This window comes from Deinococcus marmoris (assembly GCF_001949125.1).
Taxonomy (GTDB): Bacteria; Deinococcota; Deinococci; order Deinococcales; family Deinococcaceae; genus Deinococcus; species Deinococcus marmoris_A.
Window position 1 is genome coordinate 1 of sequence record NZ_MSTI01000076.1, and the last position, 20,000, is coordinate 20,000.

General features: G+C 66.3%; 18 protein-coding genes and 1 pseudogene (1 of these 19 running past the window's edge). 12 read left to right on the forward strand and 7 right to left on the reverse strand.

Annotation, left to right across the window (positions count from 1 at the left end; all coding sequences use genetic code 11):
• The 3 genes and pseudogenes from BOO71_RS11460 to BOO71_RS11470 form a co-directional block, all read left to right on the forward strand.
• Positions 1–1,154: pseudogene (locus tag BOO71_RS11460) on the forward strand (peptidase S8); the annotation flags it as partial.
• Between the two features lie 106 nt (positions 1,155–1,260).
• Positions 1,261–1,677 (forward strand): CBS domain-containing protein, encoded by a 417-nt coding sequence (locus tag BOO71_RS11465; RefSeq protein ID WP_075832424.1) that lies wholly within the window; start codon positions 1,261–1,263, stop codon positions 1,675–1,677.
• 88 nt (positions 1,678–1,765) lie between these two features.
• On the forward strand, positions 1,766–2,728 hold the full coding sequence (locus BOO71_RS11470) for an oxidoreductase (RefSeq protein ID WP_075832427.1): 963 nt from the start codon (positions 1,766–1,768) through the stop codon (positions 2,726–2,728).
• A gap of 7 nt (positions 2,729–2,735) precedes the next feature.
• On the opposite strand, the gene tsaB is transcribed toward BOO71_RS11470, so the two are convergent.
• Entirely contained in the window at positions 2,736–3,290 is a 555-nt protein-coding gene (tsaB, locus tag BOO71_RS11475) for a tRNA (adenosine(37)-N6)-threonylcarbamoyltransferase complex dimerization subunit type 1 TsaB (protein ID WP_075832429.1), read from the reverse strand.
• Between the two features lie 108 nt (positions 3,291–3,398).
• Here tsaB and BOO71_RS11480 point away from each other — a divergent pair, with 108 nt between their 5' ends.
• Entirely contained in the window at positions 3,399–4,532 is a 1,134-nt protein-coding gene (locus BOO71_RS11480; protein WP_075832432.1) for a citrate/2-methylcitrate synthase, read from the forward strand.
• A 156-nt stretch (positions 4,533–4,688) separates the two neighbouring features.
• Here the strand turns inward: BOO71_RS11480 and dnaG are convergent, their stop codons facing one another.
• A complete protein-coding gene (gene dnaG, locus BOO71_RS11485; RefSeq protein ID WP_075832434.1) occupies positions 4,689–6,464 on the reverse strand; it encodes a DNA primase in 1,776 nt (591 codons plus the stop codon).
• A gap of 251 nt (positions 6,465–6,715) precedes the next feature.
• On the opposite strand from dnaG, the gene BOO71_RS11490 reads away from it, so the two are divergent.
• The 3 genes from BOO71_RS11490 (at position 6,716) to BOO71_RS11500 (ending at position 11,327) form a co-directional block, all read left to right on the forward strand.
• The gene (locus BOO71_RS11490; RefSeq protein ID WP_075832436.1) at positions 6,716–7,153 is read left to right on the forward strand and encodes a hypothetical protein; all 438 of its coding nucleotides are present in this window, start codon (positions 6,716–6,718) and stop codon (positions 7,151–7,153) included.
• A gap of 178 nt (positions 7,154–7,331) precedes the next feature.
• Positions 7,332–10,910 carry a diguanylate cyclase domain-containing protein gene (locus BOO71_RS28345; RefSeq protein ID WP_075832438.1) on the forward strand — a complete coding sequence of 1,193 codons (3,579 nt, stop codon included), beginning with the start codon at positions 7,332–7,334 and terminating at the stop codon, positions 10,908–10,910.
• A 78-nt stretch (positions 10,911–10,988) separates the two neighbouring features.
• On the forward strand, positions 10,989–11,327 hold the full coding sequence (locus tag BOO71_RS11500) for a cupin domain-containing protein (RefSeq protein WP_075832440.1): 339 nt from the start codon (positions 10,989–10,991) through the stop codon (positions 11,325–11,327).
• A 103-nt stretch (positions 11,328–11,430) separates the two neighbouring features.
• Here BOO71_RS11500 and cutA read toward each other — a convergent pair whose 3' ends face one another.
• Positions 11,431–11,742: a divalent-cation tolerance protein CutA gene (cutA, locus tag BOO71_RS11505; protein ID WP_075832442.1), complete on the reverse strand. Its 312-nt coding sequence runs from the start codon at positions 11,740–11,742 to the stop codon at positions 11,431–11,433.
• Positions 11,743–11,913: 171 nt separating this feature from the next.
• Here cutA and BOO71_RS11510 point away from each other — a divergent pair, with 171 nt between their 5' ends.
• The 3 genes from BOO71_RS11510 (at position 11,914) to BOO71_RS11520 (ending at position 14,339) form a co-directional block, all read left to right on the forward strand.
• Positions 11,914–12,411, forward strand: a complete 498-nt coding sequence (locus BOO71_RS11510; protein ID WP_075832444.1) for a hypothetical protein — start codon at positions 11,914–11,916, stop codon at positions 12,409–12,411.
• Positions 12,412–12,543: 132 nt separating this feature from the next.
• A complete protein-coding gene (accD, locus tag BOO71_RS11515) occupies positions 12,544–13,398 on the forward strand; it encodes an acetyl-CoA carboxylase, carboxyltransferase subunit beta (protein ID WP_075832446.1) in 855 nt (284 codons plus the stop codon).
• On the forward strand, positions 13,395–14,339 hold the full coding sequence (locus tag BOO71_RS11520; RefSeq protein ID WP_075832448.1) for an acetyl-CoA carboxylase carboxyltransferase subunit alpha: 945 nt from the start codon (positions 13,395–13,397) through the stop codon (positions 14,337–14,339). The genes accD and BOO71_RS11520 overlap by 4 nt, the downstream gene beginning before the upstream one ends.
• 101 nt (positions 14,340–14,440) lie before the next feature.
• Here BOO71_RS11520 and BOO71_RS11525 read toward each other — a convergent pair whose 3' ends face one another.
• Together BOO71_RS11525 and BOO71_RS11530 are read right to left on the reverse strand one after the other, a co-directional pair.
• Positions 14,441–15,010, reverse strand: a complete 570-nt coding sequence (locus BOO71_RS11525; RefSeq protein WP_075832450.1) for a peroxiredoxin-like family protein — start codon at positions 15,008–15,010, stop codon at positions 14,441–14,443.
• 51 nt (positions 15,011–15,061) lie between these two features.
• Positions 15,062–15,955, reverse strand: coding sequence for a metallophosphoesterase (locus tag BOO71_RS11530; protein ID WP_075832452.1), 894 nt, complete (start codon positions 15,953–15,955; stop codon positions 15,062–15,064).
• Positions 15,956–16,048: 93 nt separating this feature from the next.
• On the opposite strand from BOO71_RS11530, the gene BOO71_RS11535 reads away from it, so the two are divergent.
• Positions 16,049–16,342 carry a hypothetical protein gene (locus BOO71_RS11535; protein ID WP_075832454.1) on the forward strand — a complete coding sequence of 98 codons (294 nt, stop codon included), beginning with the start codon at positions 16,049–16,051 and terminating at the stop codon, positions 16,340–16,342.
• Positions 16,339–17,148: a metallophosphoesterase gene (locus BOO71_RS11540; protein ID WP_075832456.1), complete on the forward strand. Its 810-nt coding sequence runs from the start codon at positions 16,339–16,341 to the stop codon at positions 17,146–17,148. The genes BOO71_RS11535 and BOO71_RS11540 overlap by 4 nt, the downstream gene beginning before the upstream one ends.
• Before the next feature lie 290 nt (positions 17,149–17,438).
• On the opposite strand, the gene BOO71_RS11545 is transcribed toward BOO71_RS11540, so the two are convergent.
• Both BOO71_RS11545 and BOO71_RS11550 read right to left on the reverse strand, forming a co-directional pair.
• Positions 17,439–19,235, reverse strand: coding sequence for a galactose oxidase early set domain-containing protein (locus BOO71_RS11545; RefSeq protein WP_075832458.1), 1,797 nt, complete (start codon positions 19,233–19,235; stop codon positions 17,439–17,441).
• A protein-coding gene (locus BOO71_RS11550; protein ID WP_139322910.1) for a hypothetical protein crosses the window boundary here: on the reverse strand, positions 19,166–20,000 show its 3' portion. Its footprint extends 17 nt past the window's final position; 835 of the gene's 852 nt are visible here — the last part of the coding sequence; its start codon lies off the right edge, out of view — the gene reads right to left on this strand; its stop codon occupies positions 19,166–19,168. Before BOO71_RS11550 ends, BOO71_RS11545 begins: the two co-directional genes overlap by 70 nt.

A 20,000-nucleotide genomic window follows, 5' to 3' on the forward strand; every position in this document is an offset into this window, starting at 1 on the left:
CCACCCCCACGCCGCCGCCCGCCAACAAGACCCCCACTGGCCCAGCGGGCTACGATCTGTGCGCGCTGGAAGGCCAGAAGTGCAACTTCAGCGGGCAGCGCGCCGCCGCCTTCGGCACCGAGGGCCAGTACGCGACGGGCACCGGGACGGACGGTTTCAACTGCACGGTGGCCGAATGGGGCCGCGATCCTGCCCCCGGCAAGCTCAAGGGCTGCTTTATCAAGCCGGTGCCGGGCGCTTCGGTGCCTGCGCCCAAGCCGACGCCCGCACCTACGCCAGCTCCAGCCCCCAAACCCACCCCGGCCCCCACTGCGGGCAAGCCCCGCGTGCTGCTCGTCGATGACGACATGGGCGTGGGCGCAGACGTGACCGGTGCGCTGCGCGAGGCGCTGAAGTCCAACGCGGCCAGCGGCGGTGCGTTCGTGTGGAACGTGCAGTCTCAGGGCGCGCCTCCCCTGAGCGAGATGCAGAAGGCCGACATCGTGATCTGGGCCAGCGGTGAGCAGTACCAGAACACCATCACCTCCGGCGATCAGAACACCCTGCGCCAGTACCTCTCGGGCGGCGGACGGCTGCTGGTGACTGGCCAGGACATCGGCTACGACATCGGTGAGAGCGACTTTTACCGCAGTGTCCTGAAGACCCGTCTGGTGGCCGACAGCAGCGGCACGCCCAAGTTCGTGACCAGCGGGGCCTTCGGCAATACCGCCTTCACCCTGAACGCGGCGGGCAGCGCCCAGAATCAGGTCTACCCCGATGTGATCGCCGATCTGGGCGGCAGCGCCACCGTCGCCTCCTGGGGCAGCGCCAATGCCAACGCCGGAACCATCAGCGCCCAGAGCATTAAAGTCGATCCCAACCGGAGCCGCGCCGCCCAGAAGCAGCAGGACCCTCGCGGTCTGGTCGAGCAGATCGCGGGCAGGATCATCGGCACCGCGCTGGGCCAGATCTTCGGCAACAGCGGCCAGCAGGCCAGCCAGCCCGCGCGTGGTGGACGGGTCAGCGCCCAGAGCGCCGGAGAGAACGCCGGGGCCATCGTCGCCAACGACGCGGGCCGCTACCGCACCGTCAACATGGGCTTCGGCCTGGAAGGGTTGACCCCCGGCAGCCGCAACATCCTGGTCAAGACCTCCTTCGACTGGCTGATGCGCTGAGCGGAACAGATTAAGGAATGGGGGAGAGGCCAGCCGCGCCTCTCCCTTTCCCATTTCTTTAGCGCCTCCCCACGGCCCCCCAACGCGGGCGGGCTAGGGTGACCCTATGACCACTTTGAAAGACATCATGACCCCGGACCTGACCACCGTGGACACCCGCGCCACCCTTAAAGAAGTCGCCACCCACATGAAGGAACAGGGCATCGGCAACGTGCTGATCATGGACGGCGACATGCTGACCGGAATCATCACGGACCGCGACATCGTGGTGCGCGCCGTCGCCTACGGCCACGATTTCGGCACCCCGGCCAGCGATTACGCCACGGGGGACGTGTTCACCATGACGGGCGATACCACGGTGGAGGAAGCTGCCCGCGAGATGTCTCACCGTCAGCTCCGCCGCCTGCCCGTCACCGAGGGCAGCAAGGTGGTGGGCATCGTCAGCCTGGGCGATCTGGCCGTGCGGGCGCAGACGGGTGTGGATGAAACGGCTCTGAAGGGAATCAGCCAGCCGACGAGCTGATTTCTTCGCTTCAGGCAGCGGCCACCTTCTGCACTGGAGGGTCGGCCGCTTGCCGTTGTCCACATCCCGGAGGCGTAAGCTCGGATCCATGACCACCATTGCCAGTCCACTCGCGCCGCGTGCCACCGCCCTCGAAGTCGTTCAGGGGATCAACCTGACCGGGAAGACCGCCGTGATTACTGGCGCATCTTCCGGCATCGGCGTCGAGACGGCCCGCGCACTGCTGTCGGCGGGGGCGTCGGTGATCCTGGCTGTTCGGGACACGGAGAAGGGCGAGAAGATCGCTGCCGAACTCCGTGAATCGACAGGGAATCAGAATGCCCAGGTCATCGAGCTGGACCTCGCCTCGCTGGCCCAGGTGCGCGAGGGGGCGGCGCGGATTCTGGCGGCGGCCCCCGCAATCCATATGCTGATCAACAACGCGGGCATCATGGCGACGCCGCAGGGCCAGACCCCGGACGGCTTCGAGACGCAGTTCGGCACCAACCACCTGGGCCACTTCCTGCTAACCGGGTTGCTGATGCCCGCCCTGCTGGCCGCCGCGCCGTCCCGCGTGGTGGCCCTGAGCAGCAGTGGCCACCGCCGCAGCGATATCGTCTGGGACGACATCAACTTTGAAAGCCGCCCCTATGACCGCTGGGACGCCTACGGCCAGAGCAAGACCGCCAATGCCCTGTTCGCCGTGGGCCTGACGCAGAAGTACGGCGCGCAGGGCGTGACCGCCAACGCCGTCCACCCCGGCGGCATCATGACCGGATTGCAGAAGTTTGTCCCGGTGGAGGAACAGCGTGCGATGGGCTGGCAGGACGAGTCGGGCAAGCTGAATGCCGTGTTCAAAACCACGGAAGAAGGCGCGTCCACCACTGTCTGGGCCGCCACCTCGCCGCAACTGGAAGGCGTGGGTGGGCTGTTCCTCGAAGACCTTCAGGAAAGCACGCCGCTGGACCCGCAGAACCCGGACCCGATGTTCGGCCACAAGCCCTATGCCCGCGATTCAGAGAGTGCGGCGCGGCTGTGGACGCTGAGCGAGGGACTGGTGGGTCTGCAATAGAGCTGCGCTACAGGTAGGCCAGCGCCCATTCCTTCTGCCCATGCCTCAGCCCCGCTTCCAGCAATGCTAAACCATCGGGCGCGAGGTCCTGCTGGTGGGGCAGCGGGCCGATCAGCGCCTGAAAGTCCTCCAGACTGAATTTCTGCGGGGCGTGGCGAACACTTTCCACCGCCCCGTTCCTGACCTCATAGACCGCGCCGTAGACGTTGCCCTTGCGGGCGTCCAGCGAGACGGCCTGAGCGTTTTCACCTCTGACCAGACCTTCCAGGGTGGGGACTCCGCGCACCGCCGCGCCCCAGACGCGTCCCAGCCCCAGCGCGTAACTGGCCCCCACCCGCACGCCGGTATAGGAGCCGGGGCCAGTGCCGATGACGATCAGATCGGCGCGAAAGGGCAGGCCCGCCTCCGCAAACAACTGGCGCGTGGCGGCGGGCAATTCCTCGGCGTGCGCCCGGCCCACTTCTCTGGAGGACGCCACTTCTCCTCCCTCCCAGCGCAGGGCCAGGGTTAGGTAGGGGGTGGCGGTGTCCAGGGTCAGAACGACTTGAGCGGGGGCGGTCATCGCCGGGCATTGTAGGGCCGACGCAGCGCCCGACATGAAGGTTGTTACCCCGGCGGGAACGTGACGCATATCTGACCGCTTGAGGCGGCGGTGCTATCCTCGGCTATCATGACTGAAATCGCCAAGGGCCTGGCAGGCGTTAAATTCACCGAGAGCAAGCTGACGTTCATCAACGGCGAGGAAGGCATTTTGCTGCACCTGGGCATTCCGATTCAGGAATGGGCCGAGAACAGCACCTTCGAGGAACTGTCGCTGGCACTGCTGGAAGGCAAGCTGCCCACCGCCACGGAACTGGCGCAGTTCGACGCCCACCTCAAGGAAAACCGCGCCATTCCGCAGCAGCTTCAGCAGGTCATCCAGGACATGCCGCGCGGCATCAACCCCATGCAGGCCCTGCGGACCGCCGTGTCCTACCTGGGCCTGCTGGACCCGCAGTCCGAGGACATCACCCCCGAAGCCCAGCGGGCCATCACCATCCGCATGATCGCTCAGTTCAGCACGATCATCGCCGCCATCAGCCGCACGCAGGAGGGCCACGACGCCGTCGCGCCGCGCATGGACCTGACGCACGCGGGCAACTTCCTGTACATGCTGACCGGCACCGAACCCACCTCCGAGCAGTCGCGCCTGTTCGACATAGCCCTGGTGCTGCACGTCGATCACGGCATGAACGCCAGCACCTTCACGGCGATTGCCACCTCCAGCACCCTCAGCGACATGTACTCGTGCATCACCTCGGCCATCGGCGCGCTCAAGGGACCGCTGCACGGCGGCGCGAACGAGGCCGTGATGGACATGCTGGACGAGGTCGGCACGCCTGATAAGGCCGAGGCGTACATCAGCAAGAAGCTGGACAACAAGGAAAAGATCATGGGCGTGGGCCACCGCGTCTACAAGAACTTCGATCCCCGCAGCCGCGTGCTGCGCGACTACGCCGAGCATGTGGCGAGCAAGGAAGGCAAGAGCAACTACTACCAGGTTCTCGAAACCATCGAAAAGACCGTGGTGGACCGTCTGGGCGACAAGGGCATCTACCCCAACGTCGATTTCTACAGCGGCACGGTGTACAGCGACCTGGGCATCAAGAAGGAGTTCTTCACCCCGATCTTTGCCCTTGCCCGCATCAGCGGCTGGTGCGCCAGCGTGATCGAGTACAGCAAAGAAAATAGCCTGCTGCGCCCCAGCAGCGTGTATACCGGCGAGAAGGACGCGCATTACGTGAAGTTGCAGGACCGCAAGTAAGCGAAGCGCCAGAAAAATTTATCCCCCTCTCGGATCTGGGAGGGGGATTTTCTGATCTCTGGGAGAGAATTGGAGCGATAGGGCCGTCCGCCTGTGTCTTGCTTGAGGACCGAAGAGAATTACTTTTCGTGACCGCTCAGCGGTTGGTCCTCTGCTCTACGCGATGCCCCGCCGTCCCCGGTTCTCGGCTTCCACGGCGCGCTGGAGTTCCCCGATCTGCTTGAGCATGTCCAGTTGCTCAGCAGGGGCGGCCCCGCCCACCTGCTTTTTCAGCAGGCCGATCTCGGCGCGCATGGCGTCGATGCTCAGGGTCACCTGAATGTCGTCCACGGCGGCGGCGGCGTAGGCGTTGACCTTCTGATCGTACTGCTCGCTGCCGTGCCGGGAGATGCTGCCGGAATCGCGGCCCTCGAACAGCAGGCGGATCAGCAGTTGTTCCTCGGGCTGGCCCCGGAACACGTCCAGAATGGCGTCGGAACTGGCTGCGCCCTGCACCGCCAGCATCACCTTGCGCACCGATTCGTTACGCCACGGCACGCTGCCGTCCAGTTTTGCCAGCAGGCTGGGATCGATCAGCAGTTGCCGCAGCAGCTTCATCTCGTTCTCTTCCTCGCCGCGCCCGGCGCTCATGCCCGCCAGATGGGTGTCGGTCAGGGTGCGCCGCTTGGCCTTGCTGCCGATCCACTCCATCAATGCCTCGGGCTTGATGCCCAGCGTCTCGCAGGCGGCGGTGCGCACGCCCTCGGCGATCTCGTCCAGCGGATCGAGGTTCTGCATGCGGGGCAGCAACTCCATCAGAATCTTGCGTTTGCCCTCGGCGGTGGCGGTGCCGTGGGTCTCGATGGCGGCCTGCACGCGGTACTGCACCTCGTCCACGCCGTCGGCCAGCGCTTTGCGGATGCCCGCGTCGTCCCCGGCCAGCAGCGCGTCGGCGGGGTCCTTGCCACTGGGAACAGAGGTGGCCCGCACCCGAAACTTCGCGCCCAGCACCTGATCCAGCCCCTTGAGCATGGCCTTGAGACCCGCCTCGTCGTGATCGAACATCAGCGAGATGCTGCGTGCGCCCAGCCGTTCCAGCAACGTGGCGTGTTCGGCGGTCAGGGCGGTCCCCAGGCTGGCGACTGCGCCCGTGAAGCCGTGCTGCTGCATGGTGATCACGTCCATGTAGCCTTCCACCACGATCAGCTCAGAGTCGCCGTTCTCGGACTTCCCCAGCCCCGTGCGCGCCTTGTCCAGCCCGTACAGCACCTCGCCCTTGCGGAAGGCGTCGGTCTCGGGCGTGTTCAGATATTTGGGCTTGCTGTCGTCCAGCACGCGCCCGCCGAAGCCCACCAGACGGCCCAGATGGTCACGGATAGGGAACATCACGCGGCCCCGGAAGCGGTCATAGACGCGCCCGTTCTCGGCGTTCTCGGTCAGCAGGCCCGCTTCCAGCAACTGGCGCTCGTTTAAGCCCTTGACGCGGGCGTGCTTCAGCAGGCCGTCCCAGCCGTCGGGGGCATACCCCAGCTCGAAGGCGGAAATCGTCTCGTCGGTCAGGCCGCGCCGCCGGAAGTAGTCCAGCGCAGGCCCCGGCAGGTGTTCGCGGAAGTAGGCCAGGGCGAAGGCGTTCACGTCGTACAGGTCGCGGCTGCTGCGCTCGCCGTACTTGGCCTCCACCTGAATGCCCACGCGCTCGGCCAGCTTGCGTAACGCATCCCCAAAGCTCAGGCTCTCGCTGCGCTGCACGAAGCTGAACACGTCGCCGCCCGCCTTGCAGCCGAAGCAGTAGAAATAGCCCTGATCGGTGTCCACCTGAAAGCTGGGGCTTTTCTCGTTGTGGAATGGACACAGCCCCTTCATGCGGCCTTTCCCGGCGGGGGTCAGGCGCACATATTCACCGACGACTTCCGCGATGTTCAGCCGCGAACGAACGTCCTCCTTGGTTCCCATGTGTCCTCACCTCCCCGTCAGGCCGCGAAGGCCACCCGCCCAGAGAGGGGGGCAGCCGTTCAGGCATGATCTCGTAGTGTACGCCTCCGGGGTATGCCACTGCTAGAGGGCAAAAAGGCCGTGCTGCACGCGGTAAATCATGAGAGTCTGGTCCAATGTCGGCTAGGAGGGGGTTGCGCCACGTATAACGTTTTTCCCCGCCCCGCGCTCATCCCCCGCATGGGCGCAGGCGGCAAGCTGGGGACCGCGTTATGCCTGCCCTTGGCGATCCTCCCAACTACAGCACCCCCCGGACGCTGGGGCTGGCGCTGGTCAGCGTGCTGGGTTCGCTGGCCCATTTCACGCTGGGCGCGCTGGATTACGAGCATGTCAGCCGCTACCTGGGGCTGGCGGTGATGCTGCTGGCCGGGCTGCTGCTGGTCTTCGGCATCCTGACCCTGATCCGTTACGCCGAGGCGATCACGTCCATGCACGATCCGCACGCCCGCACCCCGATGTACGACACCCCGCACGAGGGCCTGACCTATCGCGTGGGCGTGGGCCTGAACGCCCTGGCTGCCGCGTCGGCGCTGGCCTGGGCAGTGGGCGGCGAGCTGCCGTTGTGGCATCTGGCCGCCGCGCTGGTCAACGTCTACGCGGCGTATCTGGCGTGGCAGACCCGTCCGGTCCGGGAGGCAGAGGCACCGTAACTGGGGGTTTTTCTATGCGCTGGTACGGCGAATCTGGCAGGTCATCCGCCCCGCGCCTCTTCATGCCGCAAGGCTGTCACGTTCCAGTGCGGCGGCGTCCTCTAGACTGAGAACATTATGAACCACACCACCCTGACCGCTCCTGTGCCCGGTGGGCTGGGACCGCGTTCGTCTTCTCATGAGTGAAACAGGCGGCCAGGACGTGTGGTCTGGTTTGCCGCCCGCCGTGACGCAGGGCGGGGACGATCTGACCGGATTGCCGACGCGTCTGGCCTTTATGGGCCACCTTCAGGAGCTGTGCGCGGCAGGCCGGGGCAGTCTGCTGCTGTGCGATCTGGACTATCTCAAGCTGATCAACGACACCCTGGGCCACCCGGCGGGCGACGCGGCGATCCGGGCGGTGGCCGACATCCTGCGGGACCGCCTGCATCCCGGCTGGCAGGCGTACCGGCTGGGCGGAGACGAGTTCGCGGTGCTGGCCCCGGTGGACGCCGCTGAACTGGCGGGCTGGGCCAGTGCGTCAATGACAGCGCTGGCGGCGCGGCCCGGAGAGCCGTTGCAGCCCACTTTGCGGCCCCCATTGCGACTCAGCGCCGGGGTGATCGGCATTCCGCCCCGGAGTACGCCCCAGCGTGTGCTGGCCGGGGTGGACCGGCGGCTGTACGCGGCCAAGCGGCGGGGCCGGGGCCGTCTGGTGGGTGATGACGATGCCCCCGGTCAGGGCGACCACCACCAGCGTCTGCTGGAGCGCGACGAGGCGCTGGGACGCCTGACCACCCGTTTGCAGGCGGCGCTGACCAGCGCGCACGAGGGACCGGTGGCGCAGACCGTGGTGGAGGTCCGCGCTGGCCCTGGCGGCGGCCTGAGCGCCTTTCTGCGGGTGGCGGAGCGGGCGGCGCGGCTGCTGGGCTACCAAACGCTGCGAATTCAGGGGGACCGGGGGCGGCGGCTCAGGCAGTACGGGGCGTGGGCGACGGCCACCCTGGACGGCGATCCCGTCAACGGTCCTGCGGGCAGCGCCCTGGACCATGAGCTGAGCGGCGCAGACTTGAACGGTGCAGCGCTGGATGCGGAAAGGCCGTGGCGGCTGCCGGACATGCTGCCCCCCCTGGACCGGCCACTGGCGCTGCTGCTGGACTGCCCCGAGGACTTCGATCCGCATACCCTGGAAGCCATCGGCCCATTGCGGGCCGCCGCCCGCGTGTGTGTGCTGGGCAGTGCCGTCCCGTCTCCAGAACCTCCTTCCACGGTTCTGGCAGATGGGGCGGACCGGCGGGTTATCCGGCTGCCGCCCCTGTCGGAAGGCGCGGTGGGCGTGATGGGCGGCCTGCTGTGCGGCGCGCCGCTGGCCGGTCCGGTCCAGACCTGGCTGGCCCGCCGCTCCGGGGGCGCTCCAGCCGAAGTCGGGCGCTGGCTGGGGGCGCTGCTGCTGGAAGCCCGGCTGCGCCATGAGGACCCTGTGCGGCTGGTAGACCCCGTGCGGCTGGTGGACCCGGCGCGACTGGCGGCCCCGGAGGCAGGGGGCGACTGGCAGTGGAGTGCGGCGCGGCACCTGAACCGGCCCACGCACCATGACCGCTCGTATCTGTGGGGCCACCCCGCGCTGTTCCAGACGGCGGTGAATGCCCTGCGGCGCGGCCCGTTCGTCGTGTTGACGGGACCGGCGGGGCGGGGCCGCACCCGGCTGGCCGAACAACTGCTGATGGAATGCGCCTCGCAGGCTTCCGGGGGGGCGTGGGCGGTTTCATTGGCCGGCATAGGCTGCACGGAGGAACTGCTGAGTCGGCTGGCCCAGACCCTGCTGGGACAGCCGGCGGACCTGGGCGGGCTGCAAAGCGTGGGCCGTCTGCTGGCCCGGCGGCCCACGCTGCTGCTGCTGGACGATCTGCCGCCGGGCGTGGGCAGCGCCGCCCTGGAGCAGCTCCTCAGTTTTGCGCCGGACACCCGCATGATCATCACCGCGCCCCACGCGCTGGGTCTGCGCGGTGAGCAGGTGATGGCATTGCCTCCGCTGGAGCCGGAAGTGGTCCGCAAGGCGCTGCGCTCACGCGCCCCCGATCTGGCGGCGGCGCTGGCTGACCGCGCTGTCGATTGGGTCAGGGGCGATCCGGCGCGGTTTCAGGACGTGCTGCGGGTGCTGAGCATCGATCTGTCCGGGGGCCTGCTGGAAGGGCTGCTTGACCGATCACCTGCTCACGCCGGGTCAACGGGTGGCCTGCCGCTGGGCGTAGCAGAACGCTGTGCGCTGGCCACGCTGGGGCTGTTCAGCGACGTGTTCAGCCTGCCGTGGGCGCAGGCGGTCAGCGGGGCCTCGCCGCTGATGCTCGCGGGGCTGTCTCAGCACGGCTATCTGGTGCCCGTCGGGCAGGGCCTCTACCGCCTGTCGGGGGGGCTGGAGCTGGAGGGAATGGGAGAAGTCGGACCGGCTTCAGGTGGGCAGGGTCCAAGTGGGCAGGGTACAGAGCAACCCGCGCCCTCTGCCTTTCTGCGGCTGGGCCGTCGCCGCGCCCTGGCCGAGCTGGGCCGCGTTCTCACCCCGCCTGCCCCGGCCCAGTACCGTGAGTGGCTGGCCCGGCTGGACACCGCTTATATCTCGCTGCGCTCCTTGCTGACCGGTCTGCTGCGGCGCGGGCTGCCGCGCTCTGGCCTGGAGGCCGCGCTGGTGAACGCCGTGGTGGCCCTGAATCCCTACCGCATCTCCCGCACCTATTTTCTGGACGCCCGCGCCGATCTGGAGCAGGTGCTGCGGTCCAGTGGCCCTGCCGACCAGACTTCCGAACGGCCTCCTGTGCTGGACAGTTCCGCCCTGTCTGCTGCCCAGCTTGCCGGGGTGCGGCTGGCGCTGGCCCGGGTGCTTCAGCATCTGGGCGAGTACGGGTCGGCCAGCGCCCTGACCGCCGCCGTGCAGGCCGATTCGCGCCTCGCGGCCCGGCAGCAGGCCAGTGCCCTGCTGGTGCAGGGCCGTGTGCTGCACCGCCGCAGCGAGTACGTGGCGGCCCAAGAAACTTTTCGGCAGGCCCAGACCCTGCTGACCCGCAGCCGCGCGTCCCGCCGCGCTCCCGAACTGCTGGCCCTGGCGCTGGGCGGACAGGCCCGCAGCCTGATCTATCTGGACCAGTTGCCACAGGCCCGCTGCCTGAACACCCGCGCGCTGGAGGTTCTGGGACCGGACCGCGAACCCCTGATCCGCGCCTTGCTGCTGAACACTGCCGCCCTGATCGACACCGAGGACCGCAGGCTGGAAGCCGCCGACGTCTGCCTGCGCGAGGCCCTGCGGCTGCACGGGGACCACGGTGATCGCGAGGGCCAGATCCTGAACCGCATGGGTCTGGCCTGGGTGTGGCTGCTGCGCGGCGAGGGCGAGAACAGCGTCCGGCTGGGCCGGGAACTGCTGCGGGAAGCGCAGGACGCCGCCCAGGTCTGGGAAATTGCCAATATTCTGCTGAATCTGGGCCACGCCGAGCGCCTGTGCGGGCGCGTGGAGACGGCGCGTGCCCACTATCTGGAAGCCGGGAAACTGGTTCAGGAGCAGGACGCGCCCTCGCTGCATGCCGAACTGCTGGGCGGCCTGGCAGCCTGCGCCCACCAGCAGGACCAACCCGCCGAGGCCCGCCGTCTGCTGGCCCTCGTGCTGGACCATCCGGGCGCCAATGCCGAGGTGCGACGCTTCTTCGCCCCGTTGCAGGAAACGCTCGCCCAGGCCAGACCAGACGCAGACGAACCGCATTCTGCCGGATCAACGCCAGCCTCCAGATAAAGGCCCTCCGAAGTCCCGGTGAAGGCCCACTTAACCCCCCATCACGCCGCGCGCCGGGGCAGGGGCGACAGTGAGACCATGACCCAGAACAGCGACAGCCAGCAGTACAAAGTCAGCCGTGACGGAACAAAGCACGGCCAGGACGGCCAGCACCATCTGGTGGCCGGACAGCAGGGCAGCATGCGCCTGTGGCACAACGAAGCCCCCAGCGACACCGAGGGCAAGCAGCCCCACGCCAATGATTACGAGACCCTGGGCTACGTCATCAGCGGCAAGGTGGAATTGAAACTGGACGGGCAGACCATCTCGCTGTCCGAGGGCGACAGCTACTGCGTCCCGAAAGGCGTGCAGCATACCTACCGCGTCACGGAAACCCTGACAGCCGTGGAAGTCACGACGCCGGGACAGGCAGGCTGAGCATTTCAGACCCGGCCTGAAGGACACGGAAAGCCCCGACTCGCAGCAACGCGGGTGGGGCTTTTTAGGTCCTTCCATACAGTCCGGGGCGTTTCCCGCTCCCTTACGGATTCAGGGCGTCACGCAGCCAGCTCTGAAATTCGGGCAGGGCACGGTCATATTGCAGGGCGATGATCTCGGGCACCTCGTAGGGGTGCAGGGACTTGATCCGGGCCTCCAGTTCGGGGTATTTCTCGCCGCTGGTCTTGATGAGCAGCATGCTCTCGGGGTCCTCGGCCACGTCGCCCTGCCAGCGGTACACGCTCTGGATGCCGGGCAGAATATTGACGCAGCCGGCCAGATGCTCGGCGACCAGCGTGCGGGCCATGTCGTGCGCCCGTTCGGGGGGAAGGGTAACCAACACGACAAGGGACATAGGCCCACAGGATACCCCGGAGTCCAGGGTGAGAACCGTGACATTTGCCGGGGCTGGAACGGAGGACCGGCTCGACCTGAGACCAGACAGCCCTGAGATCAGAGAGAAGTGTAAAAGTCTTGCAAAGCCCCCCACCCCGCGCGGCCCGGACCGGGTGTTAAGCTTCCCTCTATGCGGACAATTGTCCTGATCGCCGGTCTCGTCCTCCTGCTCATCTTTGCGGTGCTGAATTTCGGCTCGCTGATGGCCTTGCAGCCCATGAATCTGGGCTTCATCCAGTACGTCACCGCGCCTATCGGCCTGATCATGCTGCTCACGGCCATCTTTGCCGCGCTGCTGTTCTACTTCTGGGCGGGCATCAGCAATCTGCGTGCCCAGGCCGACACGGCCAAGCTGCTGCGCGATATGGAAACGTTGCGGGTTAGCCTGGACAGCCAGGAAGGCAGCCGCTTTGCCGAACTGCGGAGCCACCTCGATACCCGGATGAATGCGCTGGGCACAGGTGAAACCAGTAGCGAGCTGCGGGCCGTGAACGCGCGGATCGACGGCTTGCAGCAGGACATGAACCTGCAACTGGCGCAACTGGACGATTACCTCAAAACTAAACTGGGCGACGCTCCGGCTACACAGGCCCGACTGGGCGAGGTCAGGCTGGACAAGAAGCTTTGAGCATCGTTGTTTCAGGCTCCCTCTCCACAGACCCGGTTTGGCCCCTCCGGCATTTGCTGAACCCGGTGCATTTGTTCGGCGGCCACGCCGCTAGAATGCGTCCAGAGATGGATTCCCGGAGGACTGAACCGCATGGCGCTTGACCGATTTTTTCGCCGCCGCCGCCCGCAGCAACAGACGGGCGCGGACGTGCCAGAGTTATGGACTCAATGCCCTCAGTGCAAGGAGAGCATTTACAACCGAGATTTACTTCTGAACGCCTATGTCTGCCCCAAGTGCGGCCACCACCTGCGTCTGGGCGCGGCCCAGCGGGTGGATGTGCTGCTGGACGAGGGCAGTTTCACGCCTTTGTCTGGCAAGGTGCATCCCGTGGACGCGCTGAACTTTCACGATACCGAGGCGTACACGGACCGCCTGAAACGCGCCCAGGCCAAGACGGGCCGCCCCGACGCGATCCTGACGGGCAGTGGCACCATCTTGAACCTGCCCGTAACACTGGCAGTCATGGACTTCGCCTTCAGTGGCGGCAGCATGGGCAGCGTGGTGGGCGAGGAAATTTCCCGCGCCGCCGAATACGCAGCCAGTCACGGCACGCCGCTGATCATCGTGACCGCCAGCGGCGGGGCCAGGATGCAGGAAAGCGCCCTGTCCCTGATGCAGATGGCGAAAACCACCGTGGCCCTGGAAACCCTGGCCGAGGCGGGCCTGCCCTATGTCAGCATCCTGTCGGACCCCACCACTGGGGGCGTGACCGCCAGTTTCGCCACCATCGCCGACGTGATCGTGGCCGAGCCGGGGGCACTGATCGGCTTCGCCGGGCCGCGCGTGATCCAGCAGACCATCCGCCAGAGCCTGCCCGAGGGCTTTCAGCGGGCCGAATTCCTGCTGGACCACGGCATGGTGGACGCTGTGGTGGACCGCCGCGAACAGCGCCCGTATCTGGCGAATCTGCTGGGACTGCTGACCCGCCACGAGGCCAGCGCATGACCGGCAGCCCCGAGGCCCTGCGTGAGCTGGAAGCCCGCGTGCGCGATCTGGAGGCCACCGCCCAGCGCACCGGGCAGAACCTGGATTCCTCCATCTCGCCGCTGAAGCTGGAAGTGCAGCGGCTGCGCGAGGCCAGTGGACCGCCCAGCCGCTGGGAGCGGGTGCAACTGGCCCGCGCCCCCGGCAGGCCCACCGCGCTGGATTACGTGGATCGCCTGTGTACCGGCTTCACCGAGTTGCACGGGGACCGCCGTTTTGGCGATGATCCAGCCTTAATCGGTGGCCCCGCCCACTGGATGGGTGTGCCCGTGATGCTGCTGCTTCAGCAAAAGGGCCGCGATACCAAGACCAAGATCAAGCGCCGTTTCGGCAGCGCCAACCCGGAAGGCTACCGCAAGGCCGTGCGCCTGATGGATCTGGCCGAGAAATTTGGCCTGCCGGTGGTGGCGCTGGTGGACACCCAGGGCGCGTATCCGGGCCTGGAAGCCGAGGAACGCGGCCAGGGCTGGGCGATTGCCGAGAGCATCCGCCGGATGCTGAACCTGCGTGTGCCGGTGGTCTGCGCCGTGATCGGCGAGGGCGGCAGCGGCGGCGCGCTGGCCGTGGCGGTGGGCAACCGCGTGCTGATCCAGGAAAACGCATGGTACAGCGTGATCTCCCCGGAAGGCGCGGCCAGCATCATCTGGAAGGACGCCAGCAAGGCCCCGCTGGCCGCCGAGGCCCTCAAGCTCACGGCCCCCGATCTGCTGGAGCTGGGCATCGTGGAAGAGGTGATCCCTGAACCTACAGGCGGCGCGCACCTGAACGTGGACGAGGCCGCCGCCGCCGTGGGTGAGGCGGTGGGACGCCATCTGGCCGAGTTGATGGCGCAGTCGCCGCAACAGTTGAAGAAGGGCCGGGCGGCGCGCTTCCGGGCTTTGGGGGCGTTCACGGAGAGCTGAAGCCAGACAATTGGTACAGACATAGACAGGGCGGTGGAGAGGAAACGTTTTCAGTCCTCTCCACCGTCTTTTCAACCTCAACGGCCTCAGCTCAAGTGGTCTTAAACTGCCCCCCCGTACTCCCCACGCGCCGGGTAATTCTTGTCCAGCGCGAAGCCCACTGCGCCCAGCAGATCGTCGAAGGGGGGGCGGGCAAAGGGCATGGTCTGCACCGAGCCGTAGAACAGCGTACCGTCCGGGCGCACCAGAAACACGCCGGGTTCGCTGAACAGCGCCGGTTCCTCGAGGCCAATCGAGGTGGTGCCGCGCGAGGCACTGATGAACAGGCCCCACTGCCGCGCGGTGTCCAGGCCCAGGCCGTAGCCGAACTCGATTCCCTTGCCTCCCACCTTCTCGGCCATCTTGCGGGCGCGGTCCTCGGTATCGCTGCTGATGGCGACGATTCGCACGCCGCGCTCCGCATACCTGTCGGCCAGCCGCTCCAGCTCCAGCAGATACTTGGCGCAGATCGGGCAGTGCAGGCCACGGTAGAACACGATCAGATCGAAGTTCTCGCCGGGGTTCTGGCCCAGCGTGTAGCGTCCACCCGACACCAGCGGCACGTCCAGCGCCGGAACGTGCTGGCGGGGCATCAGGACGGCGGGGGTGATCGTATCTGGATTGGAGGTCATATACGGATTAAAGCACTTTTTTTAGTAAAGCGGAAGCTCGCCGCACCATAATCAGCCCGGTATCAAATTGAACACCGCTATCTCCGGCTCGCACAGGTTCCGCAGGGGTACGCCGCTGAGGCCCAGGCCCCGGCTGACATAACCGGGCGTGTCGTGCGCCCCAGTGACCCAGCCCATCGCGTACCGCTGCCCGTATTTGCTGGGCACCACCGGAGCGCCGATCAGTGGCAACCGAATCTGACCGCCGTGGGTGTGACCGCTCAGGACCAGTCCCAGGCCAGGGGGCAGGTCCGGCAGCAGATCGGGGTTGTGGCTGATCAGCAGAGTTCCCCCCGCCGGAGGCTTTCCAGCCAGGGCCACGCCCAGGTCCACCTCTCCCTCCCACAGGTCGTCCACCCCGGCCAGATACAGGTCATCCCGCACGGCGCGGCCCTCGTTTCTCAGAATGGTCACGCCCACCTCGGCGTAGGCGGCGCGCAGGGCCTCGCGGCGCTCGGGCCAGTCGGGGCGACGCGGGCCGTAGTGCGGGCTGTAATACTTGCCGAAGCTGCCGTAATCGTGGTTGCCCCACACGCCGTACACGCCCAGCGTGGCCCTCAGGCGCTTTAATTCGCTCAGCAGGGCGGCAGGGGCCTCGTCGGCGCGGTAGTCCATCTGATCGCCGCCCAGCACGATCAGGTCCGGGCGCGCGGCGTTGGTGGCGTCCACCCAGGCGCGCACGCTGCCGCCGTAGATGAACAGCCCGAAATGCAGATCGGTCAGAAAGGCCACCCGCAGGGGCCGCGTCAGGCCCGGCAGCGCGCAGGTGTGCTGCGTCACGCCGAACTGGTACGCCTGCGCCGCGCCCATGCCGCCCAGCGCCGCCACGCCCAGGCCAGTGCCCGCCAGCCCGCGCAGCACACGGCGGCGGGTCAGATGGGGGCCACGGGGGCGGGAGGCAGACATGCCGCGTAGCCTACCCCCCCTGCTGGGGGCAGGGCGTCCCCCGAAGGATGCAGGTCAGCGAACTGTAGGAATACGGGCGCTAGACTGCCCCAGATGAGCGTGAACGCCGAACAACTGCTGGTAATCGATGTGCTGGACGAGGACGCGGGTCTGGCCGATGTGGAAGACACGCGGGGCCGCACCTTCCAACTGCCCGCCGAGTGGCTGCCCGCTGCTGCGGACGGCGCGGCGTACCGGGTGGGCGTGCAAATGGGCGGGGCGGGCAGCACCGTGACCTTCACGCCGGACCCGGATGGCGCGCGGCTTCTGCGCGAACGCAGCAAGCAGACGCTGCTGGACTTCACGGACGAAAACAGCTCTGGTGAAGAGGAGGGAGAACCGTTATGACCCGTCAGGTGGTGGTGATCCCGGATCTGCACGGCAGACCGGACCTGCTGGACGCCGCCCTGGCCCAGTACCCGGAGGCGTATTTCGTGAGTCTGGGCGACGCGATTGACCGGGGACCGCGCAGCATGAAGGTGGTGGAAAAACTGCTGGCCCTGAAAAAGGAGGGCCGCGCCACCCTGCTGATGGGCAACCACGAGTTGATGGCGGCCTCGGGCCTGCGCTGGTACCGGCAGTATCTGGGCACCCACGACATGGGCGATTACCGCCGCGCCATCGAGGGCTTCCGCTCGTGGATGCGGGCGGGGGGCGAGACGGTCCGCAGCGAACTGGGTGGCCTGACACTGGAGCAGTTCCCGCCTCTGCTTGAGGAGTACTTGCAGGACCTGGGCCGGGTGGTCTATGTCACCGAGGACGGCGCGGTTCATGACCAGCCCCCCGCCACGCCCAGCGTGCTGATCGCCCATGCCTCGCCCCCGGTGCGCCACCAGCAGTACCCGGATGCCATGACGGCGGCGCTGTGGCTGCGTCCCTTTGAGGGACCGTTTCCCATGCCCGACGGCGTGGTGTACAGCGTTCACGGCCATACCCCGGTCCCGGTGCCCGCCCGGCTGGGCCGTCACCTGTACATCGACATGGGGGCCTACGAGACGGGCCGACTGGCGCTGGCCGAGATCAGGGGGGGCGGCCAGCCGAAAATCACGGTGCTGTGCGGGCGCGGCAAACCCAGCCTGGGCAGCAAGTACCCCCGTTTTGGGGAACCGGTATCCGTGCAGGCCGTCGATCTGCCGGGTGCGCCGCCGCGCTGAGGCTGGGGCAGGAGGACCGCGAAGAAGTGCCTTCGCAACCAGGGTTTTCAATGAACGCCCTGAACCATTGCTCAGGAATAAAAAAATGCGCCTCCCCGGATGACCTCGGGAGGCGCACGTCAGTTTGCAGATTCTTATACGGATTCCGTTTGTAACGCGGCAGGAATCGGCGCTGTTCCGATTCCTGCACTCCACGTCCGACATCCGTTTTTCTCCTTCTCGCTCTGCTCCGCAGCTTTGCAAGTCCGCTCGGATTACGTGTTTTCAACACCCTCTAATCGGAGTCCGTATTATTCGTTGTGCGTGTGCTTGACGGCCAGTTCGCCCGCGCCGTGGTCCTGGTCCGCGTGATCGTGATCGGCAGTCTGGGCCTGAGCGGCGTGATCGTGATCCGCGTCCGCACCGTCATGTTCATGGGGGATGCTGGCCTCGTCGCTCTGGAGTTTCTCCCGGATACTCCGGGCGGTCCAGGATGCCTGACCGACTTTGATCATCCGGGCCACGCTGGGCACACCCTTATCGTTGACCGCGATCAGCATGTAGTAGCCGGGCGGGGTGATGTTGGCGTTCAGGGTGTTGCCGGACTGGTTAAAACGCAGGGGCGTCAGGCGCTGTTCCATGTTGACGCCGTGGGTCACGCTGCCCAGGCGGATCAGGTGCAGCTTGCTGATCTGGGCGCTGTCACCCAGACTGCCCAGGGCCACGTTAAAGCCCTGGTTGTAGCTGATCTGCTCTGGGGCCGAGTTGATGGCCGGACGGCGGGCGGGATTGCCCTGGGCGTCGAACAGGTACGGTGGGCTGAAGAATTCCACGTTGGGTTTGTTGATGGGATTGTTGGCCCTGAGCGGCGCAGCCTTGCTATCACAGCAGTAGCCACCGCCGCCTGAGGCCACGCGGCCATCGGGGAGCAGCAGCGCGAAGCTGTGGTACTGGCGGGTGACCTTTTGTGAAGCCAGGGTAGACCACTTCTGACTGCCCGGGTTCCACAGTTCGGCAGCGTACACGCCCGCATTGGCATCGTAGGCTGCGGTGCTGGTGGTGCCCCCGGTGGCCAGAACCTGACCGTCCGACAGAATGGTCAGGGTATGGTAGGTCCGTTTATTCTTCATGCTCTCCGTGGAGCTGACCTGCGGGACTGGGCCGTTCAGGTTGATGACGCTGGCGGTAGTGCTGGCGTTCTGATTGCTTCCGGGCACCAGGTTGCTGCCCCCTGCTGTCAGGATCTTGCCCGTATCGTAGGTGGCGTAGCTGCCGTAATAGCGGTCGATCCCGTCGCGTTGTCCGGTGACGGTAATGTTGCCCGCCCCAGCGGTGTCCAGGTAGCTGAGTTGAGAGTTGGGTCCGGCGTAGAAGACCTTGCCGTTGGGTGCAGACTGGGTCCAGGGAAAAAAAGTGTTGTAGTTGCCGTTCCGGGCATTGGTCAGTTGCCGCCAGCCCGTGCCGTTGAACACCTCGGGCAAGTCGCTGAAGGTGCCGAGTGCCAGCACCTCGCCGCTGGCCAGTGCGGTGGCGCTGGAGTACCAGCGTTTCTGGGTCAGGTTCGCCAGTTTTTTCCAGGCGCTGGTTACGAAGTTGTATGCGAAGCTGGCCTGGATGCCCTCGCCTTCGCGGATGCTTCCGCCCACGACGATCAGGCTGCCGTCGGCGGCGTGGGTAAAGCCCGAGCAGAAGATGTCGTTGCCCAGTTTCTCGTCGATCCAGCGGTGCAGGTTGCTGGCCGGATTCCACAGGTCTACCCGCGTCTGAATCTGCTTGCTCACGTCGGCATACCACGCCTCGGCGCGGTCGTCGGTCACGCTGCTCCAGGTCATGAGTTGCCCGTCGGGGTTCAGGGCGGCCTGAATGGGAATCAGCGGCCACGGCACCACCGCGCTCCATTCGCCCTGATTCGCGCGGTTGGCGCTCCCCGAACCCGAGGCGTAGGTCGTGATCTGCACGCTGCTGAATTTGTCATTGGCTGCGTCGCCTCCCCAGCCGTAATCGCCCGGAATGTAGGTCACGCAGTTGCCGCCCAGATTCAGGTTCTCGCAGGCTTTGATCTGGTAGCCAGCGGCCACTTGCAGGCTGCTGATGGTGTCGTTGTCCACGCCCCCACGCCGAATGCCTGTGCGCTGCCGCCAAACTGCCAGGCTTCATAGACCACAGCGGCGGGGGGGGCGGGCGTGATCTCGACGCTGTTAAACTTGTCGTTTCTCGCGTCCCCGACCCAGTCGTAGTCGCCGGGACCATAGGTGTAGCAATTCCCCTCAAGGTAACTTCCCTCGCAGAATCTGGCCTGGAAGCCCGCAACGACTTTCAGACTGCTGATGCTGTTGCCTCCCACACCCTCGAAGGGGAAATTGTAGGTTCCAGGCACCAGAGACCTCGAATTTCCACCGTACTTCCAGGCTTCAAATACGGTCACGGCCTGGGGCTTGTTGTTGCGGTCCACCAGCACCTCAACGCTCATGAATTTATCGTTGAGGTTGGCGGGCAGCGCGGCGGCATCGCCTGGATTATACGTGTAGCAGGCACCCGAGAGATTCAGACCCGTGCAGAACCTGACGTAATAACCCATCCCCACCTTGAAGCTGCTGATCGTTCCGGCAAGAGCGCCGCCAAAGTTGTAGATGCCTGGAATTGCCCCAAAGCTCTGTCCCTGAAAATTATTGTCAGTAGAAATCAGGACACCGAAAGACCTGGGCGGAAGCGCCTGAGCTTTGAGTGTGGTGGACTGCTTGCCAAGTTCCAGAGGCGTGATGGTGCCGTCTGAGGAAGCTGCGCCTGGAGGAGCGGACGGCGTAGCGCTCTGCTGGCAGGCGGTGATGCTTAGCCCAAGGGTTAAGACGACGAAAGCGCCAACTGATCTGACT